Here is a 23,250-nt window from a genome sequence, read left to right on the forward strand (position 1 = left end):
CGTACCAGCCCAAGATTCCTTGGAGGTCCTACGGCAAAGGCTGGTACTGGTTTCTAGCCGACTTGAGCATTGATGAATTGCAAGCCCTTGATCGCCCAAATACGCTCCCGCTAAAGGGCTGCAACGTGGGTGAAACTTCTCGAGCCAATTGGGAAACGTTCGGTCCAGAACTTCTTTGCAAATCGAGTGAGGACGGCCGCCTCGTGGTGTACAACGGCCATGAGGACAGCGTTTGCTCTCGGGTCAGAGCTCATTTCGCGTTAAACAATGACCGCACCGGTGCCTTGGGCCTCCGGCATTTCCTTCTCCACGATCGAACATGGGAAGTGAGAGTATTTGCCTCACCTTGCTTGGCTAATCTCTCGGATACAGATCGTGCTCGTGTCACACGTCTCATGAATTCGAAATCCGGACGATGTGCCGTCGAGTCTGCATGGCGCGCCTTGTACGGGTGGCCAGTGCTGTGCAAGGAATGACGGCTACCATGGCCACCCGAGAACTTGTTGGTGCGGAAGCCGAGGCGTTGGTTCAGGAGCAGATTCGCCAGCACTCCGCAGGCATACAAAATTCGCTTTCAATTTTCAATGCCAGAAGTGCCGTCGCGGCGTGGCTTGAGGCGCTGCGAGGCGTTGAAGAACTCATCAACCTGCCTCTGTTTGAACTCGAGGATGAGCAGGCGGTTCTGGCGCTGGTTAGCCTGCGACTCGACCACCTCTCTCATTCGCAGGTCGCAAACCTGCACGCAATGCTGGCTGACCAGTTCGAAGCCGGTGTCGCTAGGCGGTTTGTTCAGACAGTGCGCAGGTCGGCCGCAATCGGCTTAGCCTTTCGAATGCATGGAATGGAGGGTGGGGAGGAGTTTCGAACCCTGGGCGGCGCTATCACCTACTTTCAGTCGAGGCGACGTCAAATGGTGGGCCTGCTGTACTGCATGCCCACGGCGTGCAGTGGCACAGAACCCGTTGATTCGTTGGACGCGCTGAATGTCTTCCTGCCTATCGTTGAACATAGCTGCGTCGGCCTTACGAGCCTCTACCGCCACCTGGTACTGCTGAGAATTCACGATGACTACGGGCTGACTGTGGGCCCGCAGTCGTTCAAAGGAAACTATTCGTTCGACATACTCGACGAGTCATTCCTTGAGCCGGAGCGTGTTGGCATCACGGAGGTGCCTCGCGACCGGGTTGACGGGGCTGTGTTAAAGCATCGGATGAAGGTCGATTCCGGTCGGGTGTTTTCGGTGCCAGAACTGTGCAATGACCTTTTGGCGATGGAAGCCGCATATGCCGAGTTCAAGCTCGGCGATACCGCGTTCGGTGCGATGGCGCAATTTATCGTGGCCTGCTCCCGAGACGCACGTGATCAATACCATATCGAGCTCGAAGCAAGCACGCTCAAGAGCCTCATGGCCCTTTGCGGGCTTTCGAACGCGGCACAGCGACGCCTCGTGTATGCCGGGACGGGCTATGCTGACGCTATCAATTCGTTTGCTCCGTTCATCCTCGTCGGCCGAAACTACGTGACGACGGTAACCCTGCTTAGCCGATTTGCATACAGCTGGAAGACGATCTGCCTGAACAAGATCAAGAGGTTCCAAGTTCGGTCTGGGTTCATGTTCGAGCAACAGGTAAAGGACGCTCTTGAGAAGCAGGGTTTTTTTGTCTCCGACGTCAAGCGCATCGAGCGGAAGGAGTTTGATGTCGTTGCGACGAAGGACTGCGTCATCTACAACGTCCAATGCAAAAACAATCTCGTCGACCTTACACGCATGGAAGAAAATCCGAGCCTGTTCGCGCGCTACAACCGGCGACTTGACCGCTACTACGCCGATGCTCTGCGCAAAGAGGAAGAGCGGGAGGGACTGCTAAAGCAACGGTTTGGTTTGGGGGTAGTCAAGCACGTCGTACTGAGCAAGTTCCCCGTTGCAACCAAGAACCCACGGATACTAGCCTTTCGCGAGATCAGTCAGTTCGGTAAGCAGTTCGCGAGATGAAGTCCAAGCCTCTCGGTATCGGAGAGCCGGTGAACACTGCACTGAATGGTCATCTGCCAGCAGAAAGCCAGCTGTCGGTCCATAACCAATAAGCCCACACAACACATAAGCGACGATGCCAACGATTCCAACGCTCTACCACGGTACCTCTATTGGATGGCTTATGCAGAGTGGACTTAAAATTCAAGATCGGCCGTTCGGTGAGGCTTCGCAAGCTCACTCATTCATATACAGTGTTGCTGAATTAGCAGCGTGGAATGCAAAGCGCCATACAGAATTAAGGATAAAAAGAGGCGATCTTTCAGAAGCCGATTTTGTCTGCAACGGCATTTCTTTCCCGCCCGCTCTCTACGTCTATACGTTGCAGCTCGGCAACACTAAGTTTATTGACTGGCAAGCTCCTCACCTTCCAAAAGTCCATCTTGATGCGGTAGTTAAGGTGCTCAAGTCCAAGCACAATGAAGCTGGTGAGAAAATGGGAATTCTTTGCTCGTCTAGTGAAGCAAAAAATTTGTGACGCGCCTTGGCACGAGTGGGTGGAGTTTGTGGCGGAGACATACGAAGCAACCGGCGGCACCACGGAAGAACGTGTGGTAGGGCTTCTTGCCGCTGCGGGGTTTCCTCTCGTGCGTAGAATTGAGCGCGCGCCGGAAAGAGACTCGGAAACCTGGTCTTTATCACCGAGCAATGCACTATTCCCAGTGGCTGTAGAGAAGCTTACTGCTTTTGACCCAGAGCGGCGGTGTCCAAAGCATTGCGGACCCCTACGACCAGCTGAGTGAACGGCGGCAAAGGCCGAATAGCTGCCCCTCATCCCACGAAGCCAATCGGTGAATTGTCGTTGCAGCCATCCGTCCTACGTGTGAAGAACCGCACGACCGAGGGCATGCCTTATCAATACGATAGGCGTACCTAGAAATGACACAGGGGTTTTCGCGCCTTTGAGGCGCACCCCCATCTACCCGTGAACAAACCCACCCGATTCCACCTGCTCGCCGCCCTCACCCTCACCCTCGGCAGCAGCGCCGCCAACGCCACCTTCATCACCTAGAGCTTCACCGGCGCCACCGCTGGCTCATATCAGTCCGACCAGTCCTACACCTACGACAGCGCCACCGGCTACGCCTACTCGCCGACTTACGGGGGCCACGTCCGACAACGTCGCCGGCAGCATGAGCTTCGTTGTCGATGCCAGCCGCTACAAGAACATTGGCGGCGCCGCGGGATACACGACCTCGGGTTTCCAGACGCTGCCGTCGCCGGCGTGGCTCAGCAGCAGTTCCAGTGCGGCCAGCCCGCTGATGTCGCTTGCGCTGGCGTCGTTCGGCGATATCGCCAGCGGCCTCACCGCTTACACCTCGGCCTACAGCGGCAATACCGGGGCACTTAGCCTGTTCGATCAGGTTGCTTATCTGGCGCCGACCTACACGTATGACGACGCGGGGCGCGTGACCTCGTTTGAGAATCTACTGACGATGAACCGGGTGTTGCTGGCGGGTGACGTCACGCTCGATCTGGTCGACGGTCAGTTGCTGCCCGTTGCGATCGGCAGCCTCGATTGGGGCCAGATCGACCAGTTGTGGATGGCACAGCGCATTACCTACAGCTACGACGCCGACGGCAATCTCATCAGCAGTACCGAGGCGCTTACTCAGAAGGTGTCGCGGCTGGACATTGCCGACTGGCGCATCAGCTTCAGCACGCCCCCCCACGGCGGTGCCGGAGCCCGCTTCGCTCGTGCTGGCTTGTCTTGGCCTTGCTGGGCTCGGGCTGCGGCGTCGGCGAGTTGCGCCGGCCGCGTAGCACGCGTCATCCCGGCCGCCGACCGCGAAATCGCCCGCAGGATGATGGGCGGCGGCAGCCGGCGCGGGCTTGGTGAGCGCCGCCCAAGTCTGCACATCTACCGTCCATTGCACGGCGTCAAGGCCGTTTTCAGCGACGCTTCCCGACGCGACCGGGCAACCGGATGCGACTCCCCGCTTTAGGCTGTGACTTCTGGCGCAGGTGATATCCGCGCCGCTCGCGCACTATTCCGTTTGTGGTACGCCTGCGCGGCCGCATCTGCCGCGCCGCCTCGTTCCCGGGCGTCGCTGCGCCGAGTTCACACCATCAAGCCGCTGAGCATGAAACATCCGATTTTTGAGAGCCTCGGGGACAACTACCCCTTCCATCTTGAAGCGCAGTTCGACCGCATCCTGGTCAAGATGGAGCAGTTGTGGGATACGCCGCAGATCCACGATTACTTCAGCGACCTGCTGATCGACAAGCGTGGCGGGCGCAAGGGATTTCCGCTCGAGGTGCTCAACGAAATCATCTTCCTGCGTGAGTACAGGGAGGTGGCGACGTTCCGCGCGGCGGAACGGAAAGAACAGGCGATTCATGAATTGGCGCGGCGCGGCATCGCGCTCAAGAGCGAAGACTTCCTCCATGCGGTTCGGGAGGGCGACCCGGAAATCATCGATCTCTTCGTTCGATCGAACTTCGGCGTCAATCTGCCGGATGAGGACGGAACGCCGCCGTTGCTGATCGCGTTGAAGAGCGGCTACACGATCGTGGCCAAGATTCTGCTTGATGCGGGTGCCGACCCCAACGCGAAGGACAGGCTGGGTCTGACGCCGCTGCTGGTGGCGTGCGGCAGCACGACGCAAGGCTATCAACTCATCGCCGAGCGCCTGATCAAGAAAGGCGCCTTCGTGAATGTGCGCGATGCGCTGGGGAACACGCCCTTGCTGCTCGCCCTGGCCGGCGGCGCGCCCGACGTCGCCAAGCTGCTGATCGAGCACGGGGCGGATGTGGGCGCCAGAACACGCAAGGGTGAAACGGTCCTGTCGCTGGCGGGGCAGATCGCCGCTGAAGCGCAACGCGCCGAAATCCTCGCGCTGTTGGCAAGCAAGGGCGTCAAGGCAGACGCGGCGGCCCCCGCCAGTCCGCCCAAGCCCCAATAGGCGGGACGATTCGCCTGCAGCCGGTGCGCCACGCGATGACCCGGGCGCCGGCTACCGCGCGTGCGACCGCCGTGGCGCCGGCCTCGTACGGGACGGTTCGACCTGGCATCGCGGGCCTGGGGCGGGGCCTCCGCTGTGGCCCAAGCGCGACCAGTAGCGATCACCCAAGCTGCGCGACGACCGCGTAACGCCCCTTGTCGCGGCCGCCGGTGGGTGGGTTCATGAACTCGGCGACCAGCGGCCGGAAGCCGAGCCCGGCCAGCAGCGCCAGCGTCTCTTCCGGCGTGTGCGAGTCGTAGAAGAAGGTTTCGCCGAACATCGTGTCGGTGAAGGCGGGATGTGCGGAGCCGCCGCAGGTGAGCATCAGCCGGGCGCCGGGGTGCAGGCGGTCGCGGATGCGGCGCAGGATGTTCTGGTGGTGGTGGCGCTCGATGTGGAACAGCGCATCCCAGCAGATGGCGGCGGCGTAGCGCGCGCCGCCGGTTTCCGCATCCTCCCTTTTGGCGCCCGCCGCCTCACCACCGTCGAACTCGCAATTCTCCAGCGCGGCGCATATCCACCTTTGTTCGGGAAAGCGCTGCCGCGCCAACGCCAGCATGCCTTCCGACTGGTCGTAGCCCACTACCCGCATGCCGCGCGCGATCACGTATTCCGCCATTGGCCGGCCGGTGCCGCAGCCGGCATCCAGCACCGTGGCGCCGGACGGCACGCCGGCCAGCAGGGTGTCGAGATAGAACTGTTCGCGGCCGTAGAAGCTGCGCCGCGCTTCGTCCCAGCGCGGCGCGATGGCGTTGTAGGAAGCGCGGTTCATCGGCGCACGCGGTAGGTGGATTGGACGAAGCCGAACGGAAAGGCGCGAGTCGCGACACGTTCCAGCCACACGTCGGCATCGAGCGCGCCGAACAGCCGGCGGCCGCTGCCGAGCAGCACCGGGATGGTGGTGACGGTGAGGTCGTCGATCAGCCCTGCGGCGAGGAAGCGCTGGATGGTGATGCCGCCGTCTACATAGATGCGGCGCACGCCCTCATCCTCCAGCCGTTTCGTTAGCGCCGCCGGGGTTTCGCTCGACACCGACACGGTGACTGGCGGCGCGGCGGGTAGTTGCAGTGGCCGGCTGGTGAGCACGATGACCGGCTTGCCGCCGTAGGGCCATTCGGGGAAGCCGATTACCAGGTCGAAGGTGTTGCGGCCCATGACCAGTACGTCTACCGATTCAATGAAATCCGCATAGCCGCAGTCCTCACCGGGCGGGATGGTGGCGTTGGCGGTTTCCAGCCAGTCGATGGCGCCGTCGGCGCGGGAGATGTAGCCATCGAGGCTGGTGGCGATGAAGACGGAGGCGGTGAGGGGCATGGGGAAATGATGAGAGGGTGGAGGCGTCATTGGGCTGGGAGAGATGGGGTTTGTTCCTTCCTTTCAAGAGGACGCAGGGGGATTGGTAACGCGGGCTTAACCCATCCCCACCCCTGCCCTCCCCTTGAAGGGGAGGGAGCAAACCGGCTGCCGCTCCAAGGCGTTTGCTTTGCTCCGCCGGGTGAGAGGTGGCAAGCGCAGTCAGCGGAAAGCGCTTTCCCCTGCTTTACGTTCACTGAGGAAATCAATCCAGCCTGGGGCCACTACTCACCCAGTCGCCGAGGCGAAGCCCCCGTCAGCGCAGCTTGATCGTCCACTCCCGTAGCGCCTCCAGCAAACGCACGATGTAGCCGCGCGTGGCTTCGTCGGTCAGCGCGCCATCGGCATCGAACAACTGGCCGGCGTTGCCGATCATGACTTCGGGTTTGTTGAGCAGGTGGGCGTCCAGGAACACCATGATCTGGCGCAGGTGGTACTGGGCGCGGGCGGTGCCGAGGCGGCCGGGGCTGACGCCCATGACGGCGGCGGGTTTGCCGGCCAGCGGTTGCTCGGGGGCGCGGGAGACCCAGTCGATCGCGTTCTTCAGCACGCCGGGCACCGAGTAGTTGTATTCCGGCGTCACGAACAGCACCGCGTCGGCGGCGCGGATCTGCGCGATCAGGTGTTCGACCGGCGCCGGGAAACCCGCCACGCGGACGTCGTCGTTGTAGAGCGGAATCTGCGCGATGTCGGCGATTTCGATCTGGATGCCCGCGGGGGCCACGCGTTGCGCTTCCCGCAGCGCGGCGCTGTTGTACGAGCCTTTGCGCAGGCTGCCGGAAATGCCGAGTACCTTGATCTGCTGGGTGTCGCTCATGCGTTTCTCCACTGGGGTTGGTTGTGGGGTCCCGGCCGGTGGCGTGGGGCCGGCATGCAACAGGGATGGAGGCGGTTTCAGCCGAAGCGGGCAAGGCACCGCCGCCGGGGCGTTCGCGATGCGATGTCGGGCGGGCAGTCAGCGAAAGGCCGTTTCGCTGCATAGCACAATTCGATCACACCTCCCTGGTAGCGATAAATTTCGGCTATTCATCTCATGCGAACAACTCGTTAGAAGGCAGCAGGCGGCGCGGCTATTGTGATTACGGGGAGCACGCAGAACCCATAAATCACGACAGCAAGGAGGTTCCTCCATGAACAACGAAAGCAAATGCCCGTTTGCCGCCGCCCACGGCGTCCGCAGCCCCGCCACGGCCCGCGCCAACCGCGACTGGTGGCCGAACCAGCTGAACCTGAACATCCTTCACCAGCACGCGCCCGCCTCCAACCCGCTCGGTGAGGACTTCGACTACGCGGCCGAGTTCAACACGCTCGACCTCGCCGCCCTCAAGCAGGACCTCTACGCGCTGATGACGATGTCGCAGGACTGGTGGCCGGCGGACTGGGGTCACTACGGCGGCCTCTTCATCCGCATGGCCTGGCACAGCGCCGGCACCTATCGCACCGCGGACGGCCGCGGCGGCGGCGGCACCGGCAACCAGCGCTTCGCGCCGCTCAACAGCTGGCCCGACAACGGCAACCTCGACAAGGCGCGCCGCCTGTTGTGGCCGATCAAGCAGAAGTACGGCAACAAGATCTCCTGGGCCGATTTGATGATCCTCGCCGGCAATTGCGCGCTCGAATCCATGGGCTTCAAGACCTTCGGCTTCGGCGGCGGTCGCGCCGACATCTGGCAGCCGGAAGAGGACATCTACTGGGGCGCCGAGAAGGAATGGCTCGCCACCAGCGACAAGCCCGACAGCCGCTACAGCGGCGAGCGCCAGCTCGAAAACCCGCTGGCCGCGGTGCAGATGGGCCTCATCTACGTCAATCCCGAAGGCCCGGACGGCAATCCCGACCCGGTGGCCTCCGGCCGCGACGTGCGCGAAACCTTCGCCCGCATGGCGATGAACGACGAGGAAACGGTGGCGCTCGTGGCCGGCGGCCACACCTTCGGCAAGGCCCACGGCGCCGGCGATCCCAAGCTCGTCGGACCGGAACCGGAAGGCGCGCCGATCGAGGCGCAGGGGCTGGGCTGGATCAACAGCTTCGGCACCGGCCACGGCGTGCACACCACCACCAGCGGCATCGAAGGCGCGTGGAAGCCCAACCCGACCAAGTGGGACAACGGCTACTTCGACATGCTGTTCGGCTACGAATGGGCGCTCACCAGGAGCCCGGCCGGCGCCCACCAGTGGGTGGCGCAGAACGTCAAACCGGAGGACATGATTCCCGACGCGCACGACCCGTCGAAGAAACACCCGCCGATGATGACCACCGCCGACCTGTCGCTGCGCTTCGACCCGATCTACGAGCCGATCGCGCGCCGCTTCCACAAGAACCCGGCGGACTTCGCCGACGCCTTCGCGCGCGCCTGGTTCAAGCTCACCCACCGCGACATGGGGCCGAAATCGCGCTACCTCGGCCCCGAAGTGCCGGCCGAAGACCTGATCTGGCAGGACCCGATACCCAGGCTCGACCATCCGCTGATCGACGCCGCCGACATCGCCACGCTGAAGGCGATGGTGCTCGCCTCCGGGGTGTCGATTGCCGAGCTGGTTTCGACCGCGTGGGCGTCGGCCTCCACCTTCCGCGGCTCCGACATGCGCGGCGGCGCCAACGGTGCGCGCATCCGTCTCGCGCCGCAGAAGGACTGGGACGTCAACCAGCCGGCGCAGCTGGCGAAGGTGTTGAGCGTGCTCGGCGACATCCAGGCCGGCTTCAACGCCGCCGCGCCCGGCGGCAAGAAGGTGTCGCTGGCCGACCTGATCGTGCTCGGCGGCTGCGCCGCGGTGGAGGCGGCAGCCAGGGCGGCCGGCCACGTGGTCGAGGTGCCCTTCACCCCCGGCCGCATGGATGCGTCGCAGGAGCAGACCGACGTCGAATCCTTCGCGGTGCTGGAACCGATCGCCGACGGCTTCCGCAATTACCAGAAGCAGGTGTATGCGGTGTCGGCCGAGGAATTGCTGGTCGACAAGGCGCAGTTGCTGACGCTCTCCGCGCCCGAGATGACGGTGCTGGTCGGCGGCCTGCGCGTGCTCGGCGCCAACGCCGGCGGCTCGCCGCACGGCGTGTTCACCCGGCGCCCGCAGACGCTCAGCAACGACTTCTTCGTCAATCTGCTCGACATGGGCACGGCGTGGAAGCCGGCCGGCGACAGCTTCGAAGGCCGCGACCGCAAGTCCGGCGAGCTGAAATGGACGGCGACCCGGGTGGACCTCGTCTTCGGCTCCAACTCGCAGTTGCGCGCGCTGGCCGAGGTGTATGCGCAGGACGACGCGAAGGAGAAGTTCGTGCGTGACTTCGTCGCCGCCTGGAACAAGGTGATGAACCTCGACCGCTTCGATGTGAAGTAAGAAGCGGCACAAGCGCCCCGCCACCCGCAAGGTGGCGGGGCGCTGCCGTTTACTTGCCGCCCTTCAGCGTGGTGTAGCTGGTGATGAGGTTGCGGTAGTCCGGGATGTGGTTGGAGAACAGCGTGCCCAGGCCCTCGATGTCATTGCGCCAGTCGCGGTGCAGTTCGCACGCCGCGCCGAACCAGGTCATCAGCTGCGCGCCCGCGGCGGACATGCGGTCCCAGGCGGAATCGCGGGTGAGTTCGTTGAAGGTGCCGGAGGCATCCGTCACCACGAACACCTCGTAGCCCTCCTCCAGCGCGGACAGCGCCGGAAAGGCCACGCACACTTCGGTCACCACGCCGGCGATGATCAGCTGCTTCTTGCCGGTGGCCTTCACCGCCTGCACGAAGTCGGCGTTGTCCCAGGCGTTGATCTGGCCGGGACGGGCGATGTACGGCGCCTCGGGAAATATCTCCTTCAACTCCGGCACCAGCGGCCCGTTGGGGCCGTCCTCGAAGCTGGTGGTGAGGATGGTCGGCAGCTTGAAGTACTTGGCGAGGTCGGCCAGCGCCAGGACGTTGTTCTTGAAGCGGTCGGGCTCGATGTCGCGCACCAGGGACAGCAGGCCGGCCTGGTGATCGACCAGCAGCACGGCGGCGTTGTTCTTGTCGAGACGGACGTAGGGTTGGGCCATGGTTTTGCTCCTTTGCTCTCTGGGGGATGCCGCGCCGCCCTGCCCCGTGGGCGAAGCGGACGGCGCGGCGGATGGGGCGTGCGGCGGAATTGCCGCACGCCGGTTCCTCATGCCGCCGGTTCGGCTGCCGGCGCGGGTTGGGGGTCGAGCCGGCCGAAGCGGCCCGCGGTGTAGTCGTCGATCGCCTGGTTGATTTCGTCGGCGTCGTTCATCACGAAGGGACCGTGGCCGGCGATGGGTTCGTCGATCGGCTCGCCGGCGAGCAGCAGCACCAGCGCGTCGTTGTTGGCCTCCAGCGCCACGCCCTCGCCCTTGCGGTCGAGCACCGCCATCTGGCCGTCGCGCACGATGGCCTTGCCATTCACCTGCAGCGTGCCGCGCAACACCACCACGGCGCCGGTCCAGCCTTCCGGCACGGGCAGTTCGACGTAGCCGCCGGCGTTCAGACGCAGGTCCCACACCGCCAGCGGGGTGAAGGTGTGCGCCGGCCCGCGCCGGCCGTCCAGCTCGCCGGCCACGATGCGGGCGCTGCCGGCGCCATTGGCCAGCTCCACCACCGGAATCTGCGCGGCGGTGATCGCCTGGTAGCCGGGCGCGGTCATCTTGTCGCGCGCCGGCAGGTTCACCCACAGCTGCACCATCTCCAGTTCGCCGCCCCTGCGGGCAAAGGCACGGCCGTGGAATTCCTCGTGCAGGATGCCGGCGCCGGCGGTCATCCACTGCACGTCGCCGGGGCTGATCAGGCCGCCCTGGCCGGTGGAGTCGCGGTGCGCGACCTCGCCGTGATAGACCAGCGTCACGGTCTCGAAACCGCGGTGCGGATGCGCGCCGACCCCGCGCTGCGCGGCGGTCGGTTCGAAGACGGCCGGGCCGGCGTGATCGAGCAGCAGGAAGGGGCTGAGCTGGCGGCCGTGGCTGCGGTAGTCGAACAGGCTACGCACCGGAAAGCCGTCGCCCACCCAATGGGACCGCGGGGCAGCGTAGACACCGAGGATGCGCTTCATCTTCATCTCCTGACTGATGGCTGGGTAACAGCCTGGAAATCACTATAAAGATGCACCGCCGGTGCGATAAGACGGCAAAATTCGCTCTCAGCGTCCTATCAATGGAACAGTGAGGCAAGCGCGATGGAGGATCTGAACGACCTCTACTACTACGTCCGGGTGGTCGACAACGGCGGCTTCGCGGCCGCCGGGCGCGCGCTCGGGCTCGCTAAATCCAAGCTTAGCCGGCGCATCGCGCTGCTGGAGGAACGCCTGGGCGTGCGCCTGATCCAGCGCTCCACCCGCCACTTCTCGGTCACCGAAATCGGCCAGACCTACTACGAGCATTGCCGCGCGATGCTGGTGGAGGCCGAAGCGGCGCAGGAGGCCATCGAGCGCACCCGCGCCGAGCCGCGCGGGGTGGTGCGGATGAGCTGCCCGATCGCGATCCTGCACGCCCACGTCGGCCGCATGCTGGCGGAGTTCCTGGCCGCGCATCCGCAGGTGGAGCTGCATCTGGAAGCGACCAACCGCCGGGTGTCGCCACTCAACGAGGGCTTCGACCTCGCGCTGCGGGTGCGCCCGCCACCGCTGGCCGACAGCGAGCTGGTGCTGCGCGTGCTGTCCGACCGCAGCCAGTGCCTGGTGGCCAGCCCCGCGCTGATCGGCGCGCTCGGCGCCCCCGCCGCGCCGGCCGACCTCGACCGCTATCCCAGCCTTGCGCTCGGACCGCCGCAGGACGACCACCTGTGGACGCTGTACGGCCCGGACGCCGCGCAGGCCACGCTGCACCACCGGCCGCGGCTGATCACCAGCGACATGGTGGCGCTCAAGCGCGCGGCGCTGGCAGGTGTCGGCGTGGTGCAGCTGCCGACCTTGATGGTGTGCGACGAACTCGCCGCCGGCAGCCTGGTGCGCCTGCTGCCGCAGTGGGCGCCGCGGCGCGAGATCATCCACGTGGTCTATCCCTCGCGCCGCGGCCTGCTGCCGGCGGTGCGGGCCTTGATCGACCACCTCGCCGCCGCGTTCGGGGCACTGGACGAGGACTGAGGCGAGGCGGCTGGCGAACCCGCCCGCGCCCTGCCATCCTGAAGAAATCCCGTCCCAGGAGCCGCGCCATGACCCGCGTGAGAGTCGAGAGCTTCGCCGTTTCCATCGACGGCTTTGGCGCCGGTCCCGACCAGAGCCTGGACAATCCGCTGGGCGTGGGCGGCATGGCGCTGCATGAGTGGGTGCTGCCCACGCGCACCTTCCAGCGCAAGGTGTTGGGCCAGGAAGGCGGCACCACCGGCATCGACGACGACTTCGCCGCACGCGGCTTCGACAACGTCGGCGCCTGGATACTCGGGCGCAACATGTTCGGCCCGGTGCGCGGGCCGTGGCCAGACCTGGACTGGAAAGGCTGGTGGGGCGACGAGCCGCCCTACCATGTGCCGGTGTTCGTGCTCACCCACCATCCGCGCCCGCCGCTGCAGATGCAGGGCGGAACCGTCTTCCACTTCGTCGGCGACATCCACGACGCGCTGGCCCAGGCGCGCGCCGCCGCCGCAGGGCAGGACGTGCGCATCGGCGGCGGCCCGGCGACCATCCGCCAGTACCTTCGCGCCGGGCTGATCGACGAGTTGCACATCGCCCTCTCCCCGGTGCTGCTGGGGCGCGGCGAAGCGCTGTTCGCCGGGCTGGACCTGCCGGCGCTCGGCTACGAGTGCACCGCCTTCAGCGCCTCGGAGAAGGCCGGCCACCTGCTGATACAGCGCACGGGCGCCTGACCGCCAGCCGGATCAGAACTGGTACTTCAGCGTCAGCTGGGCGTTGCGGGGGGCGCCGTAGGCGAGCTGGTTGTAGAAGCCGATCTGGCTGTAATAGGTCTTGTCGAACAGGTTGTTGACGTTGAGCTGGGCCGAAACCGCCTTGCTGATCTGGTAGCGCGCCATCAGGTTCACCAGCGCATACGGGCGCTGCTTCAGCTTTTCCGCGGCGCCGGTCACCGGGTTGGTGACCGCGGTGTAGTTCTCGCCTTCCCAGTTGATGCCGCCGCCGACGGTGAGCTTTTCCCAGGCGCCGGGCAGCTGCCAGGTGGTGAACAGCTTCAGCATGCGGCGCGGGTGGTTGGTGTTCACCTTGTCGCCCTCCTCGTCCTTCGCTTCGAACTGGGTCCAGCCGGCGGCAATCTTCCAGCCCGGTGCGGGTTCGCCGGCGACCTCGATCTCGTAGCCTTCGCTGGTGGTGCCCTGGGCCGCGTAGTAGGCCTGGTTGCTGGTGCCCGGCACCAGGTAGCCGGCATCGGTCTGGGCGAGGTTGTCCTGCTCGATGCGGAACACCGCCAGCGAGGCATTGAGGCGGCCGCCGAAGTACTCGCCCTTGACCCCCACCTCGTAGCTCTTGCCGGTGAGCGGATCGAGGTAGTCGCCATTGCGGTCGCGGTAGTTCTGCGGGTTGAAGATGTCGGTGTAGCTGGCGTAGGCGGAGTGCTGGGCGTCGATGTCGTAGATCAGCCCGGCGTAGGGCGTGACCACGCCCTTGTGGTCGAATTCGTAGCGCGCGGTGGGGGTCTGGCCATCGCGCGTCCAGTTGCTGACGCGGGCGCCGACGATGAGCTTGAGCGGATCGGCCAGGCTGAGGCGCGCCACCGCGTAGGCGGCTTCCTGCACCGTTTCATAGGCTTCGGAGAGGGACTCCGGCCCCCACGCCGGCTCCGGGTAATTGCCGTCCCACAGGTTGAAGTTGCCCACCGGGCTGACGCCCGCCGCGGCGCGCCGGGTGGCGTCGAAATCCTGCTCGCTGCGCATCAGGCCGAAGGCGAGTTCGTGCCTGCGGCCCAGCAGTTCGAAGGGGCCGCTGGCGTGCACGCCGATGTCGTCCTGCTTGCGGCTGACCGCGTAGCGCGCCGGCGAGGCGCCCATGCCGAGGCCGGTGCTCCGGTCCGGCGTTCCGTACAGGTAGAGCAGTTTCAGATCGCCCTCGTTCTCGCCGTGGTTGAGCATCAGCTCGGCCTTCCAGCCGTTGTCGAACTGGTGCTCCAGCCGGACGAAATGGGTGCGATGGGAGGACGCCCACGACGCCCACTTCGCCGCAGTGGTGGCGGAACGGCGCCAGTCGGTGCGCGTGCCGTCGGCATGCCAGGTGGGCAGCCCGCCCCACTGCGAGGCGTCGGGATCGTTCTCCTGCCGGCTGGCGCCCACCGACAGCCGGGTGCGCTCGCCGAGGTCGGCATCGACCACGCCGTACAGCGTCTCGCGGCGGTTGTGGTAGAGATCGACGTAGGAATCCTGGTTCTGCAGGCTGCCGACCACGCGGGCACGCACGCTGCCGCTGGCACTGAGCGGCGTGGTGAGATCCACCGTGCCGAAGTAGTTGTCCCACGAACCAGCGCCGAGCGTGACCGCGCCGGTGAACACGGTGCTGTCGGCATGCTTGCGCACCAGGTTGATCGCCGCCGACGGGTTGCCCGCCCCCGTCATCAGCCCGGTGGCGCCGCGCACGATCTCGACGCGGTCGTAGATGGCGGTGTCGGTCAGCGTTTCGCCCGCACTCCAGCCGGTGCTCCAGGTGGTGGGAATGCCGTCGATCTGCAGGTTGTCGATGGCGAAGCCGCGCGCCGAAAAGCTGGAACGCGAGCTGTCGTTCACCTTGGTGGAAACGCCGGTGGTGGCCGCCACCACGTCGGTGATGGACTGCAGCCCCTGGTCGTCGATGCGCTCGCGCGTGACCACGCTGACCGACTGCGGCGTGTCGCGGATCGACAGATCCAGCCGCGTGGCGCTGCGGGTGACGCGGGTGGTGTAGGAGCCGGTGCCCTCGGTGGCGGGGTCGGGGGCGGTGTCGGCGGAGACGGTGACGGGCTGCAGGATGCGGGGGGCTTCGGGGGTGGTGGATTGGGCGAGCGCGGGGGTGGCGAGGATGGGGGTGCAGATCAGGGTGAGGACGAGCGCCAGCGGGGTCAGGGCTGGGTTGGGGATTGGGTTGGGGATTGGGTTGGGGGGCGGGACGAAACGAGGCATGGGAGAGTTCTCCGGGAGGGAGCCTGCATAGCGACGGGGCCAAGCGGCGGTTTTCTCCTTCCCCTTCAAGGGGAAGGCAGGGATGGGGATGGGGTTCGGTTCAGCGCCGCGCAAACCCCATCCCCACCCCAACCCTCCCCTTGAAGGGGAGGGGGCCAGGGGATCGCGGGCTTGAAACTCATCGCTACTCAGGACGGTGAAAGACGAAGGAGCGCCGCCCCCGGCGCAGGCGCCAGCGGCGGAAGCAGCAAGGGACAGCGGATGGGCGCGGCGGACGCCAGCTCAGTCGGTCGGTGGGCGCGGCGGACGCCGGCTCAGTCGGTCGGTCGCGGCAGCGGCCACGCCAACCGATGCAGCGTGCCGTTCCACTCCTGCACCGTCAGCCACAGCCGGTCTTCCGGACCCGGGTGCGACGGATAGGGCACGTGCGCTTCCTGCAGCGCGCCGTGGCCGTGCACCACGCCGTCTTCGCCGTCGAGCACCGCGATCGGCTCGGGGCCGGCGTTGGCGTAGGCCATGCGGATGCGGGCCACGCAGTCGTCGCAGAAGCGGAAGCTGAAATCCTTCACGTGCGCGCCGTCGTGCGGGTAAGGCCCGGCGTCGTCGTGCGGCGTCGGTGTCACCTCGAAAGGGCCGGCGGCCTGGGTGGGCCACGCGGGCGGAAAGGTCGGCGTCAGCGAGGCGTACAGAAACCACCCCGGCGCCACCAGCACGAAGGCGTTGAGCCAGAACCGGGCGCGGGGCCAGCGGGTGCGCAAGGCGGCGATCATGGCCGGGCTCCTTCGGCGGGAGCCACGCGCGCTGCAGCGTGGCGCGGGGCCGGCTTGCGCACGGCACCGAAGGTGCGCTTGCGCCAGATCAGGAAGCCGGTGACCGACATCGCGCTCAGCAGCAGGCCGAACACGAACCAGATCGCCTTCGTCCAGAGGCCGCCGAAGGTGCCGTAGTGCAAGGGGTCGGCAATGTGGGCGACGGTTTGCAGCGCGTTCATCGCGGCCGGCGTGCGCACCGCATCCACTTCGCCGGTCCATGGATTGACCAGCGCGCGCCACGACTGCGCGTCGTACAGGATGTTGTCGCCGCTGCCGGCGATGCCGTAGTGCGCGCGGTTGTGTTCGGGGAAGGACACCCAGCGCGGCTGCATCTCGGGCAGTGCGCGCTGCGCCGCGCCCAGCGCCTGCACCAGCGCGATCCTGGCGGGCGGTTCGCCACTGGTCAGCGGCAGCTCGTGCAGCGCGACCGGCGCGGGGTCTTCCCACACATGGGTGCCGCTGTGCCACAGCACCGCCTGCACCAGGTACCACAGCCCGGTGGCGCCGATCACCAGCAGAAACCACAGCGACCACGCGCCGGCCAGGCGGTGCAGGTCGCCCAGCAGCACCCGCGTGCCCGCCGCGGGGCGCAGTTGCGGCCGCATGTAGGCGCGCCAGAAGCGCTTGTAGATGACGACGCCGGTCACCAGCGCGCCGAGCGTGACGATGGACATCGCCGCCACCAGGTAGTAGCCGACGCTCCAGCTGTGATGCCAGGGGAACAGCAGCCAGCCGTGCAGCGCGCGCATGAAGCCGATGAAGGTGAGGCCGTGGTTGATCGCCTGCACCTCGGCGGTGTAGGGATTCACGTAGGCGATGGCCGGCGGTTTGCCCGGCATCGCAAAGCCGACCGCGGTGACCAGATAGGGCTCGAACACCATCACCTGGCGAATCTCGGCGCCCGGCACCACCCGCTCCACCGCCTCCACCAGTGCCGGCAGCGGCTGGGGCGGCAGGCCGCGCGGGTTCTCGGCGCGGGCATCGCGGTTGGTGAGCCAGGTGAGTTCGTGGCTGATCACCGCGATGGTGCCGGTGATGCAGACGAAGCAGAACACCGCCCACACCGGCAGCGACAGCCAGCCGTGGACCTGGAACCAGCGTTTTCGATTGAGGGCCATGATCAGAACCTGTAACTGGCGGTGGCGAGCACGGTGCGACGGGTGCCGACGAAGCAGTCGCCGCGCGAGAGGCAGGTGGTGTAGTAGGTCTTGTCCCCGATGTTGTTCACGTTGAGGGCAAGGCTCCAGCGCCCGACGTCGTAACCGAGCATCGCGTCGTACAGGGTGTAGCCGGGCGTGGTCAGGCTGTCGGTGCCGTCCCGGCTGTCGCCGATGTAGCGGATGCCGAAGCCGGCGCGAAAGCCGCTGAAGCCGGCAATCGAGAAGCGGTGCTGCGACCACAGCGAGGCCATCTGCTCGGGCACGCTGGGCAGGCGCTTGCCTTCGTTTGTCCCTTCCAGCACTTCGGAGTCGGTGTAGGAATAGGTGCCGATCAGGTCCCAGTCGCGCGTGATGCGCAGCTGCGCCTCCAGCTCCAGCCCGCGCACGCGGGTTTCGCCGCTTTGCAGCTGGTTGAGCGGATTGATCGGGTCGGGCGACTTGCGGTTCTGCTCGCGCAGGTCGTAGACCGCCGCGCTGACGAGGCCCGCGCCGCCGGCCGGTTCGTACTTCACCCCCAGCTCGTACTGCTTGCCGCGCAGCGGCTTGAAGGCCTTGCCGTAGCCGTCCAGCCCGATCTCCGGCTTGAAGGATTCGGTGTAGCTGACGTAGGGCGAAAAGCCGCCGTCCGCCTTGTACATCAGCGCCAGCCGCTTGGTGACGGCGCTGTCCTTCTGCGTTTCGCCGCCTTCGGTTTCATTGACCGCGCGGTCGTGGCGCAGGCCGATCACCGCGATCCAGCGCTCGTCCCACGTGAGCTGGTCCTGCACATAGACGCCGGTCTGGCGCACGGTGTTGTCGGGGTCGTCGTAGAAATCCCCTGCCCCCGGCGGCGTGAAGTTGCCATACACCGGGTTGTAGAGATTGAGCGTGCCGGCCGCACCGTAAGCCCAGCGCCGCTTGGTCAGCGCGTACTGGTAGTCCAGCCCGGCAAGCACGGTCTGGCGCAGGCGCCCGTGCTGCAAGTTGGCCTGCAGCTGGTTATCCACCGTCCAGTACTTCAGCTCGGGCTTGGCCACCCAGTACACCCGGTCGATGTCGCCATCGGGCTGCAGCACCGGCGGAAAGGCCGGGTAGATGGTCTGGTAGCTGACCTCGCTTTCCGAATAGCGCAGGTTCTGGCGGAAGGTCCAGGTGTCGTTCGGGCGGTAGGTGAACAGCGAGGTGAGCGACTTCTGCTCGGTGTTGTACTCGTCGAAGCCGGGCTCGCTCATGAACACATCCACCGGAATCCGCCCCAGCCCGCCGGGCGCCGGCAGCACGGTGCCGGCGTGCGGCAGGAACTGCGTGGTGGAGCCGGTCTCGTCTTTCTGGACGTTGGCGAGCACCGTCCATTCCAGCGTGGAATCCGGCCGCCAGGTCAGCGAGGGCGCGAGCACGTAGCGGTCGTCCTCCACCTTCTTCACCTGGGTGTCGCTGTCGCGGCCGATCGCCACCACGCGGTAGAGCAGCGTGCGGTCCTCGTTGAGCGGGCCGGTGACATCCACCGCAAGCTGCTTGCGGTCGAAGCTGCCGTACTGCAACTGCAGCTCGCCCTGCTGCTCTTCCTGCGGGCGCTTGCTGACCAGATTGACGATGCCGCCCACCGTGCCCTGGCCGTACAGCACCGAGGCCGGCCCCTTCAGCACCTCGATGCGTTCGAGCGAGAACGGATCGGGGCGCGCGCTGGCGTAGTAGCCGAAGGTCTGCTGCATGCCGTCGAGGAACACCACCGGGTCGCTGCCGCGCACCGTGGACCAGTCGCCGCGGCTATCCAGCCCGTAGGTTTCGCCGCGCATGCCGGCGGTGTAGCGCAGCGCGTCCTGCACGGTCTGCGCGCCCTGGTCGCGCATGCGTTCGGCGGTGATCACCGAGACCGACTGCGGCGTATCGGCCAGCGCGGTGTCGGTCTTGGTGGCGGTGGCGCTACGGCGCGCGACATAGCCCTGCACCGGGCCGGTCGCGGTCTCGCCGGGCGTGCCTTCGGTGACGGTCACCGCCGGGAGGGTCGGGGTGGTCTGCTGGGCGTGGGCCAGGCCGGGTGCCAGCGCGGCCAGGATGAGCGCCGTCAGGCGGCCGCGCGCGTACGGCGCCGCCTGCCGCGCGGGCAATGGAAGGTCGAATGTGTTCATGCCTGTTCGTCGGTTGGGGTGCAACAGCACAAAGCCCGCGCCGGCGGTCAAGCCACGTCAGCGCCCGGCGATTGGCCGGGGCGAAGCAACGCGGTTCAGACCCGCCCGCGCGGGCGGCAACAGGAACTGACGGTCAGGCCGGAAGTGGAAGCAGCGCGCACCGCGGCGATAGGCGCGGTGACGAACGGGGACATTCTGGAAGGCATCTGGGCACCTGCTCAGCAAGAAGTCGCTGGCTGGCTGGCGGCCCGCGGGGGGCGCCTGGCTGGCTGGTGTCGGTTCCCGGCGCGAGCCCGCGATAACAAGAACCGTTCTTATTATCACGAGAAATCGGGGCGGCTGTAAACCTGCCGGCGCCGGCGGTCGATGAGATTTTTTCAGGCGGAGATGAGGAATGTTCTTTTGCTGCGTCGCAGCAACTACTTTAGATTGGAACTATATTCTCCTGAGGAATCGCTCCGATGAGCTACCGCTACGCCTCGCTGACGCCGGACGACGAAGCCGCGATCGTCCTGCACCTGCTGTTGCTCGGCGACGAAGACCGCGCGCTGCGCTTCGGCGCGCGCGCCGCCGACGCAACCCTGGTGGGCTATGCCCGAGGGCTCAACTTCAACCGCGACGTGGTGGAAGGCGTATGGGACGGCGGCCGCCTGATCGGCCTCGCCCACCTCGCGGTCCATCCCGAAGACGGCTATCCGGTGGGCGAACTCGGCCTGTCGGTGAGCGAAGGCTACCGCGGCCACCAGCTGGGCAGCCGGCTGGTGCAGCGGGCGCTGGCGCGCGCGCGGCGCTACCGCCTGACGCGCATGTACGTGCACTACATGCGCCGCAACCTGGCCATGGCGCGGCTGATGCGCCGCTTTGGCGGCCGCGTCGATTACGACGGCGACGAGGCGCGCGCCTGTGTCGAGGTGCTGCCGCGCGATCACAGCGTGCGCACCGAGATCCATCGTGGCGGTCCCGACGGGCGGCTGGAGATCTTCAAGCACCTGCCCCGCCAACCCGCGCGCGGCGACGTGCTGCTGGTGCACGGCGCCGGCGGCGATGGCTGGCAGTGGCGCGGGCTGATGGCGGAGATCGCGGCCCGCGGCTACCGCGCGCACGCGCTGTCGCTGAGCGGTCATGGCGCCAGCGCCGCGGCGGCGCCGTCGCTCGCCCGCTATGCGGAAGACCTGGCGAGCGTGCTCGCCGACCTGCCCGCGGCTACACGGCTGGTGGGGCATTCGATGGGCGGCTACCTGGTGCAGCGCGAACTGGCGCGGGCGGACCGTCCGGCCGCGGTGCTGCTGGCGCCGGTGCCGCCCGAGGTACCGCGCGATCAGGACCTCGCCAGCCTGCTCGCCGGGTTGGCGGGCCAGCGTACGCGCGAGGTGGTGGAGCGCGTGCTGGGCGATGCGGAAGCCGTGAGCGCGGAGCGCATCGCCACGCCGGTCAGCCTGATCAGCGGCGACCGCGACCGGGTGATGCCGGTGCCGTGGATGCGCGCCACCGCGCGCCGCTACCGCGCGCCCTGGACGCGGCTCGCCGCCGGCCACAACCTGCCGCTTGCGGCCGGCATTGCGGGGCCGCTATGCGCCGGGCTGCGCCTGTAGCGAAACCTCAGCCGGCCCAGCTGCGCACGCGGCCGGTATCCACGTGCACGAACTGTTCGCGCGGGTAATAGCCGACCCCGCCCAGTTGGAGCGACAGCGCCGCGTCGCGCAGGTCGGCGAGCGCCACGCCCTCGATGCGGACGTCCATCGCCTTGCCGTCCATGTGCAGGCTGCGGCGCGCGACGCCGCCGTCGCGGCTGGTGCGCAGGCGGTCGTTGGTGGCGGGGCAGCGGTAGGCGGAGATCACCTGGAACGGCGCGCTGCAGCCCAGCGTGTGACGCAGCGTGTGCAGCAGGTCGAACAGCTGCGGGTCCATGTTGCCGACCTCGCCGGAGTAGTGGTCGCGCAGGAAGTGGTTGAGATCGCCGAGCGCCGCCGGCAGGTAGCGCGGACCGACCGCGTAGGTGAGCGCGAGCTGCTCGCCGGTGTGGGTGTGGTCGAAGGCGAGGCGGCGCGCGAGCGCATCGGGCGCGGCGGCGTCCGGCGCCTCGGCGGCGGCAGGCCGGGCCAGCGGCAGCGCGACCGCCGCAAGGGCAAGCCGGGCCCCGGCGCGCAGCATGCTGCGGCGGGAAGAAGCGAAGGAATTCAAGATGTTGTGCTGCCGGGGTAGGAAAAGCAGGCGCTATTGTGCCCGCCCGCCTTCGACCGCAACAGGGGAATTTCCACGACTGCGCCGCAACAGGGTGTCGTGCAGCAACTGGTCGTGGCCATAGATGTCGCGGAAGAAATGGGCGTGGCCTTCCGCGTCGACCATTGCCGTGCCGTAGGCGATCAGCACCGGCAGCGGCGTCGCCACCCGGATGGTCTTCGAGCTGCCCGCGCTCATCGCCTCGCGGATGCGCGCCTCGTCCCATTCGGGTTGGTCGCGCAGCACGAAGCGCGCGAGTTCCACCGGCGCCTCCACGCGGATGCAGCCGTGGCTGAAGTCGCGCCGGTCGCGCGCGAAGAGCTGCGGCGTCGGCGTGTGGTGCAGGTAGATGTTGTCGTTGTTGGGGAACACGAACTTGATGTCGCCGAGCGCGTTGTGCGGCCCAGGGCGCTGGCGGATGCGCAGCGCGCCGCGCAGCACGGCGTCCAGCCCGGCGGTGCTCAGCGTCGGGTTGGCGGTGCCGTCGCCGGCCACGAACTCGAAGCCCTGCGCGTTCCAGTAGCCGGGTTCGCGGCGCAGGCGCGGCACCAGCTCGGCGCGCGCGATCGACGGCGGCACGTTCCAGTAGGGGCTGAACTCGATGAAGCGCATGTCCTCGGCGAACAGCGGCGTGCGGGTATCGAGCGCCTTGCCGACGATGACCTTCATGCGCGCCGCGACCTCGATGCGGCCGTCGCGCACCTCGTAGGCGCGCAGCATGAACTCCGGCACGTTCACCACGATCATGCGTGGCGCTTGCAGCAGCGGCGTCCACCGCAGGCGCTCCATGGTCAGCTCGATCTGGCGCACGCGCGCCGCCGGCGCCACCTCCAGCTCGGCCAGCGTGCCGCGCCCGACCACGCCGTCCGCCGCCAGGCCGTGGCGCAGCTGGAAGCGCTTGACCGCATCGACCAGCGCGCCTTCGTAGCGCGGCGGCAGCGGCACGTCGGCAACGAGATCGCCGAGCAGCGTCAGCCGGCGCGCCAGCAAGGCGAGGCCGGCATAGGGCTGGCCGGGTTCGAGCTTGCGCCGCGGCGGCAAGGGCAGCGGCAGCGACCACGCCGCCTGCGCGTCCGCCCCCGCGGCCAGCGTCCGGTAGTGCGCCAGCGCCGTGCGCAGCGCGCCATACAGCGGCAAGGGCGGCACCGCCGCGCGCGCGGCCTCTTCCACCCGGTCCTCCGCCAGCGCGGCGCGCAGGTAGGCGTCGGCGTCGAAGGCCTCCGGCGCCGGGCCGGCGTACGCCGCATGGACGCTGCGCGGGTCGATGCGGCCGCGGTGCACATCACCCAGATAGCGCGCCATCGCGGCGCTGAGCGCGGCGTCGAACGCGGCCTGGGTTTCCGGCGCAGTGCCCCGCCCCAGCGCGTCCAGTTGCGCGCGCAGCGCCCCGGCGTCGTAGTCCGCGGGGTCCAGCCCTTCGGCCGCGGCGGCGGCGAGGATGTCCACCGCCTGCCGCGCGGCGGGCACGGGCCGGCCGTGCGCGAACCACGACGGCGCCACGCCCTCCTCCGGCGCGGCGGCAGTCTGCGCCTGCGCGCTGGCGAGCAGCGCAACGCCGCACAGCCAGGCGGCGAACACGCGGCGAAGCGCGCGGGGGGCGCGCACGGACAAGGCGGGAGCTTTCATAC

At 67.2% G+C, this 23,250-nt stretch carries 19 protein-coding genes; 8 read left to right on the top strand and 11 right to left on the bottom strand.

Annotated features, from left to right (window positions below; all coding sequences use genetic code 11):
- Positions 1-484 precede the first annotated feature (484 nt).
- From dqs_RS15375 to dqs_RS15385, 4 genes are all read left to right on the top strand, one after another.
- Positions 485-1,993, top strand: coding sequence for a hypothetical protein (locus dqs_RS15375; protein ID WP_157108197.1), 1,509 nt, complete (start codon positions 485-487; stop codon positions 1,991-1,993).
- A 115-nt stretch (positions 1,994-2,108) separates the two neighbouring features.
- Positions 2,109-2,510 carry a hypothetical protein gene (locus dqs_RS20825; protein ID WP_157108198.1) on the top strand — a complete coding sequence of 134 codons (402 nt, stop codon included), beginning with the start codon at positions 2,109-2,111 and terminating at the stop codon, positions 2,508-2,510.
- Positions 2,511-3,165: 655 nt separating this feature from the next.
- Positions 3,166-3,978 (top strand): hypothetical protein, encoded by an 813-nt coding sequence (locus tag dqs_RS21335; RefSeq protein ID WP_065341024.1) that lies wholly within the window; start codon positions 3,166-3,168, stop codon positions 3,976-3,978.
- Positions 3,979-4,116: 138 nt separating this feature from the next.
- Positions 4,117-4,938 carry an ankyrin repeat domain-containing protein gene (locus tag dqs_RS15385; protein WP_065341025.1) on the top strand — a complete coding sequence of 274 codons (822 nt, stop codon included), beginning with the start codon at positions 4,117-4,119 and terminating at the stop codon, positions 4,936-4,938.
- A 160-nt stretch (positions 4,939-5,098) separates the two neighbouring features.
- On the opposite strand, the gene dqs_RS15390 is transcribed toward dqs_RS15385, so the two are convergent.
- From dqs_RS15390 to dqs_RS15400, 3 genes are all read right to left on the bottom strand, one after another.
- Positions 5,099-5,749, bottom strand: a complete 651-nt coding sequence (locus tag dqs_RS15390) for a class I SAM-dependent DNA methyltransferase (protein ID WP_065341026.1) — start codon at positions 5,747-5,749, stop codon at positions 5,099-5,101.
- Positions 5,746-6,291, bottom strand: coding sequence for a dihydrofolate reductase family protein (locus dqs_RS15395; RefSeq protein ID WP_065341027.1), 546 nt, complete (start codon positions 6,289-6,291; stop codon positions 5,746-5,748). The genes dqs_RS15390 and dqs_RS15395 overlap by 4 nt, the downstream gene beginning before the upstream one ends.
- A gap of 295 nt (positions 6,292-6,586) precedes the next feature.
- Complete coding sequence (locus dqs_RS15400) at positions 6,587-7,147, bottom strand: NADPH-dependent FMN reductase (RefSeq protein WP_065341028.1); 561 nt, start codon at positions 7,145-7,147, stop codon at positions 6,587-6,589.
- Between the two features lie 313 nt (positions 7,148-7,460).
- Between dqs_RS15400 and katG the strand changes: the two genes are divergently transcribed.
- Positions 7,461-9,662 carry a catalase/peroxidase HPI gene (gene katG, locus dqs_RS15405; protein WP_065341029.1) on the top strand — a complete coding sequence of 734 codons (2,202 nt, stop codon included), beginning with the start codon at positions 7,461-7,463 and terminating at the stop codon, positions 9,660-9,662.
- A gap of 49 nt (positions 9,663-9,711) precedes the next feature.
- Here katG and ycaC read toward each other — a convergent pair whose 3' ends face one another.
- Positions 9,712-10,338: an isochorismate family cysteine hydrolase YcaC gene (ycaC, locus tag dqs_RS15410; protein WP_065341030.1), complete on the bottom strand. Its 627-nt coding sequence runs from the start codon at positions 10,336-10,338 to the stop codon at positions 9,712-9,714.
- 107 nt (positions 10,339-10,445) lie between these two features.
- The gene (locus tag dqs_RS15415; RefSeq protein ID WP_065341031.1) at positions 10,446-11,342 is read right to left on the bottom strand and encodes a pirin family protein; all 897 of its coding nucleotides are present in this window, start codon (positions 11,340-11,342) and stop codon (positions 10,446-10,448) included.
- 123 nt (positions 11,343-11,465) lie between these two features.
- Between dqs_RS15415 and dqs_RS15420 the strand changes: the two genes are divergently transcribed.
- Positions 11,466-12,371 carry a LysR family transcriptional regulator gene (locus dqs_RS15420; RefSeq protein ID WP_065341032.1) on the top strand — a complete coding sequence of 302 codons (906 nt, stop codon included), beginning with the start codon at positions 11,466-11,468 and terminating at the stop codon, positions 12,369-12,371.
- A gap of 68 nt (positions 12,372-12,439) precedes the next feature.
- Entirely contained in the window at positions 12,440-13,090 is a 651-nt protein-coding gene (locus tag dqs_RS15425) for a dihydrofolate reductase family protein (RefSeq protein WP_065341033.1), read from the top strand.
- Between the two features lie 12 nt (positions 13,091-13,102).
- On the opposite strand, the gene fhuE is transcribed toward dqs_RS15425, so the two are convergent.
- The 4 genes from fhuE to dqs_RS15445 form a co-directional block, all read right to left on the bottom strand.
- A complete protein-coding gene (gene fhuE, locus dqs_RS15430; RefSeq protein WP_065341034.1) occupies positions 13,103-15,322 on the bottom strand; it encodes a ferric-rhodotorulic acid/ferric-coprogen receptor FhuE in 2,220 nt (739 codons plus the stop codon).
- Positions 15,323-15,636: 314 nt separating this feature from the next.
- Positions 15,637-16,092 carry a hypothetical protein gene (locus dqs_RS15435; RefSeq protein WP_065341035.1) on the bottom strand — a complete coding sequence of 152 codons (456 nt, stop codon included), beginning with the start codon at positions 16,090-16,092 and terminating at the stop codon, positions 15,637-15,639.
- Positions 16,089-17,252, bottom strand: coding sequence for a PepSY-associated TM helix domain-containing protein (locus dqs_RS15440; RefSeq protein WP_065341036.1), 1,164 nt, complete (start codon positions 17,250-17,252; stop codon positions 16,089-16,091). Before dqs_RS15440 ends, dqs_RS15435 begins: the two co-directional genes overlap by 4 nt.
- A 2-nt stretch (positions 17,253-17,254) precedes the next feature.
- Positions 17,255-19,402, bottom strand: coding sequence for a TonB-dependent siderophore receptor (locus tag dqs_RS15445; protein ID WP_065341037.1), 2,148 nt, complete (start codon positions 19,400-19,402; stop codon positions 17,255-17,257).
- A gap of 461 nt (positions 19,403-19,863) precedes the next feature.
- Between dqs_RS15445 and dqs_RS15450 the strand changes: the two genes are divergently transcribed.
- Positions 19,864-20,994 (top strand): alpha/beta fold hydrolase, encoded by a 1,131-nt coding sequence (locus tag dqs_RS15450; RefSeq protein ID WP_065341038.1) that lies wholly within the window; start codon positions 19,864-19,866, stop codon positions 20,992-20,994.
- 7 nt (positions 20,995-21,001) lie between these two features.
- Here dqs_RS15450 and mepK read toward each other — a convergent pair whose 3' ends face one another.
- Positions 21,002-21,583, bottom strand: a complete 582-nt coding sequence (gene mepK / locus dqs_RS15455; RefSeq protein WP_157108199.1) for a peptidoglycan L,D-endopeptidase MepK — start codon at positions 21,581-21,583, stop codon at positions 21,002-21,004.
- A 33-nt stretch (positions 21,584-21,616) separates the two neighbouring features.
- Positions 21,617-23,248, bottom strand: coding sequence for a L,D-transpeptidase family protein (locus dqs_RS15460; RefSeq protein ID WP_065341039.1), 1,632 nt, complete (start codon positions 23,246-23,248; stop codon positions 21,617-21,619).
- Positions 23,249-23,250: the final 2 nt, after the last annotated feature.

The organism is Azoarcus olearius, assembly GCF_001682385.1.
In the GTDB taxonomy this organism is placed as follows: domain Bacteria; phylum Pseudomonadota; class Gammaproteobacteria; order Burkholderiales; family Rhodocyclaceae; genus Azoarcus; species Azoarcus olearius.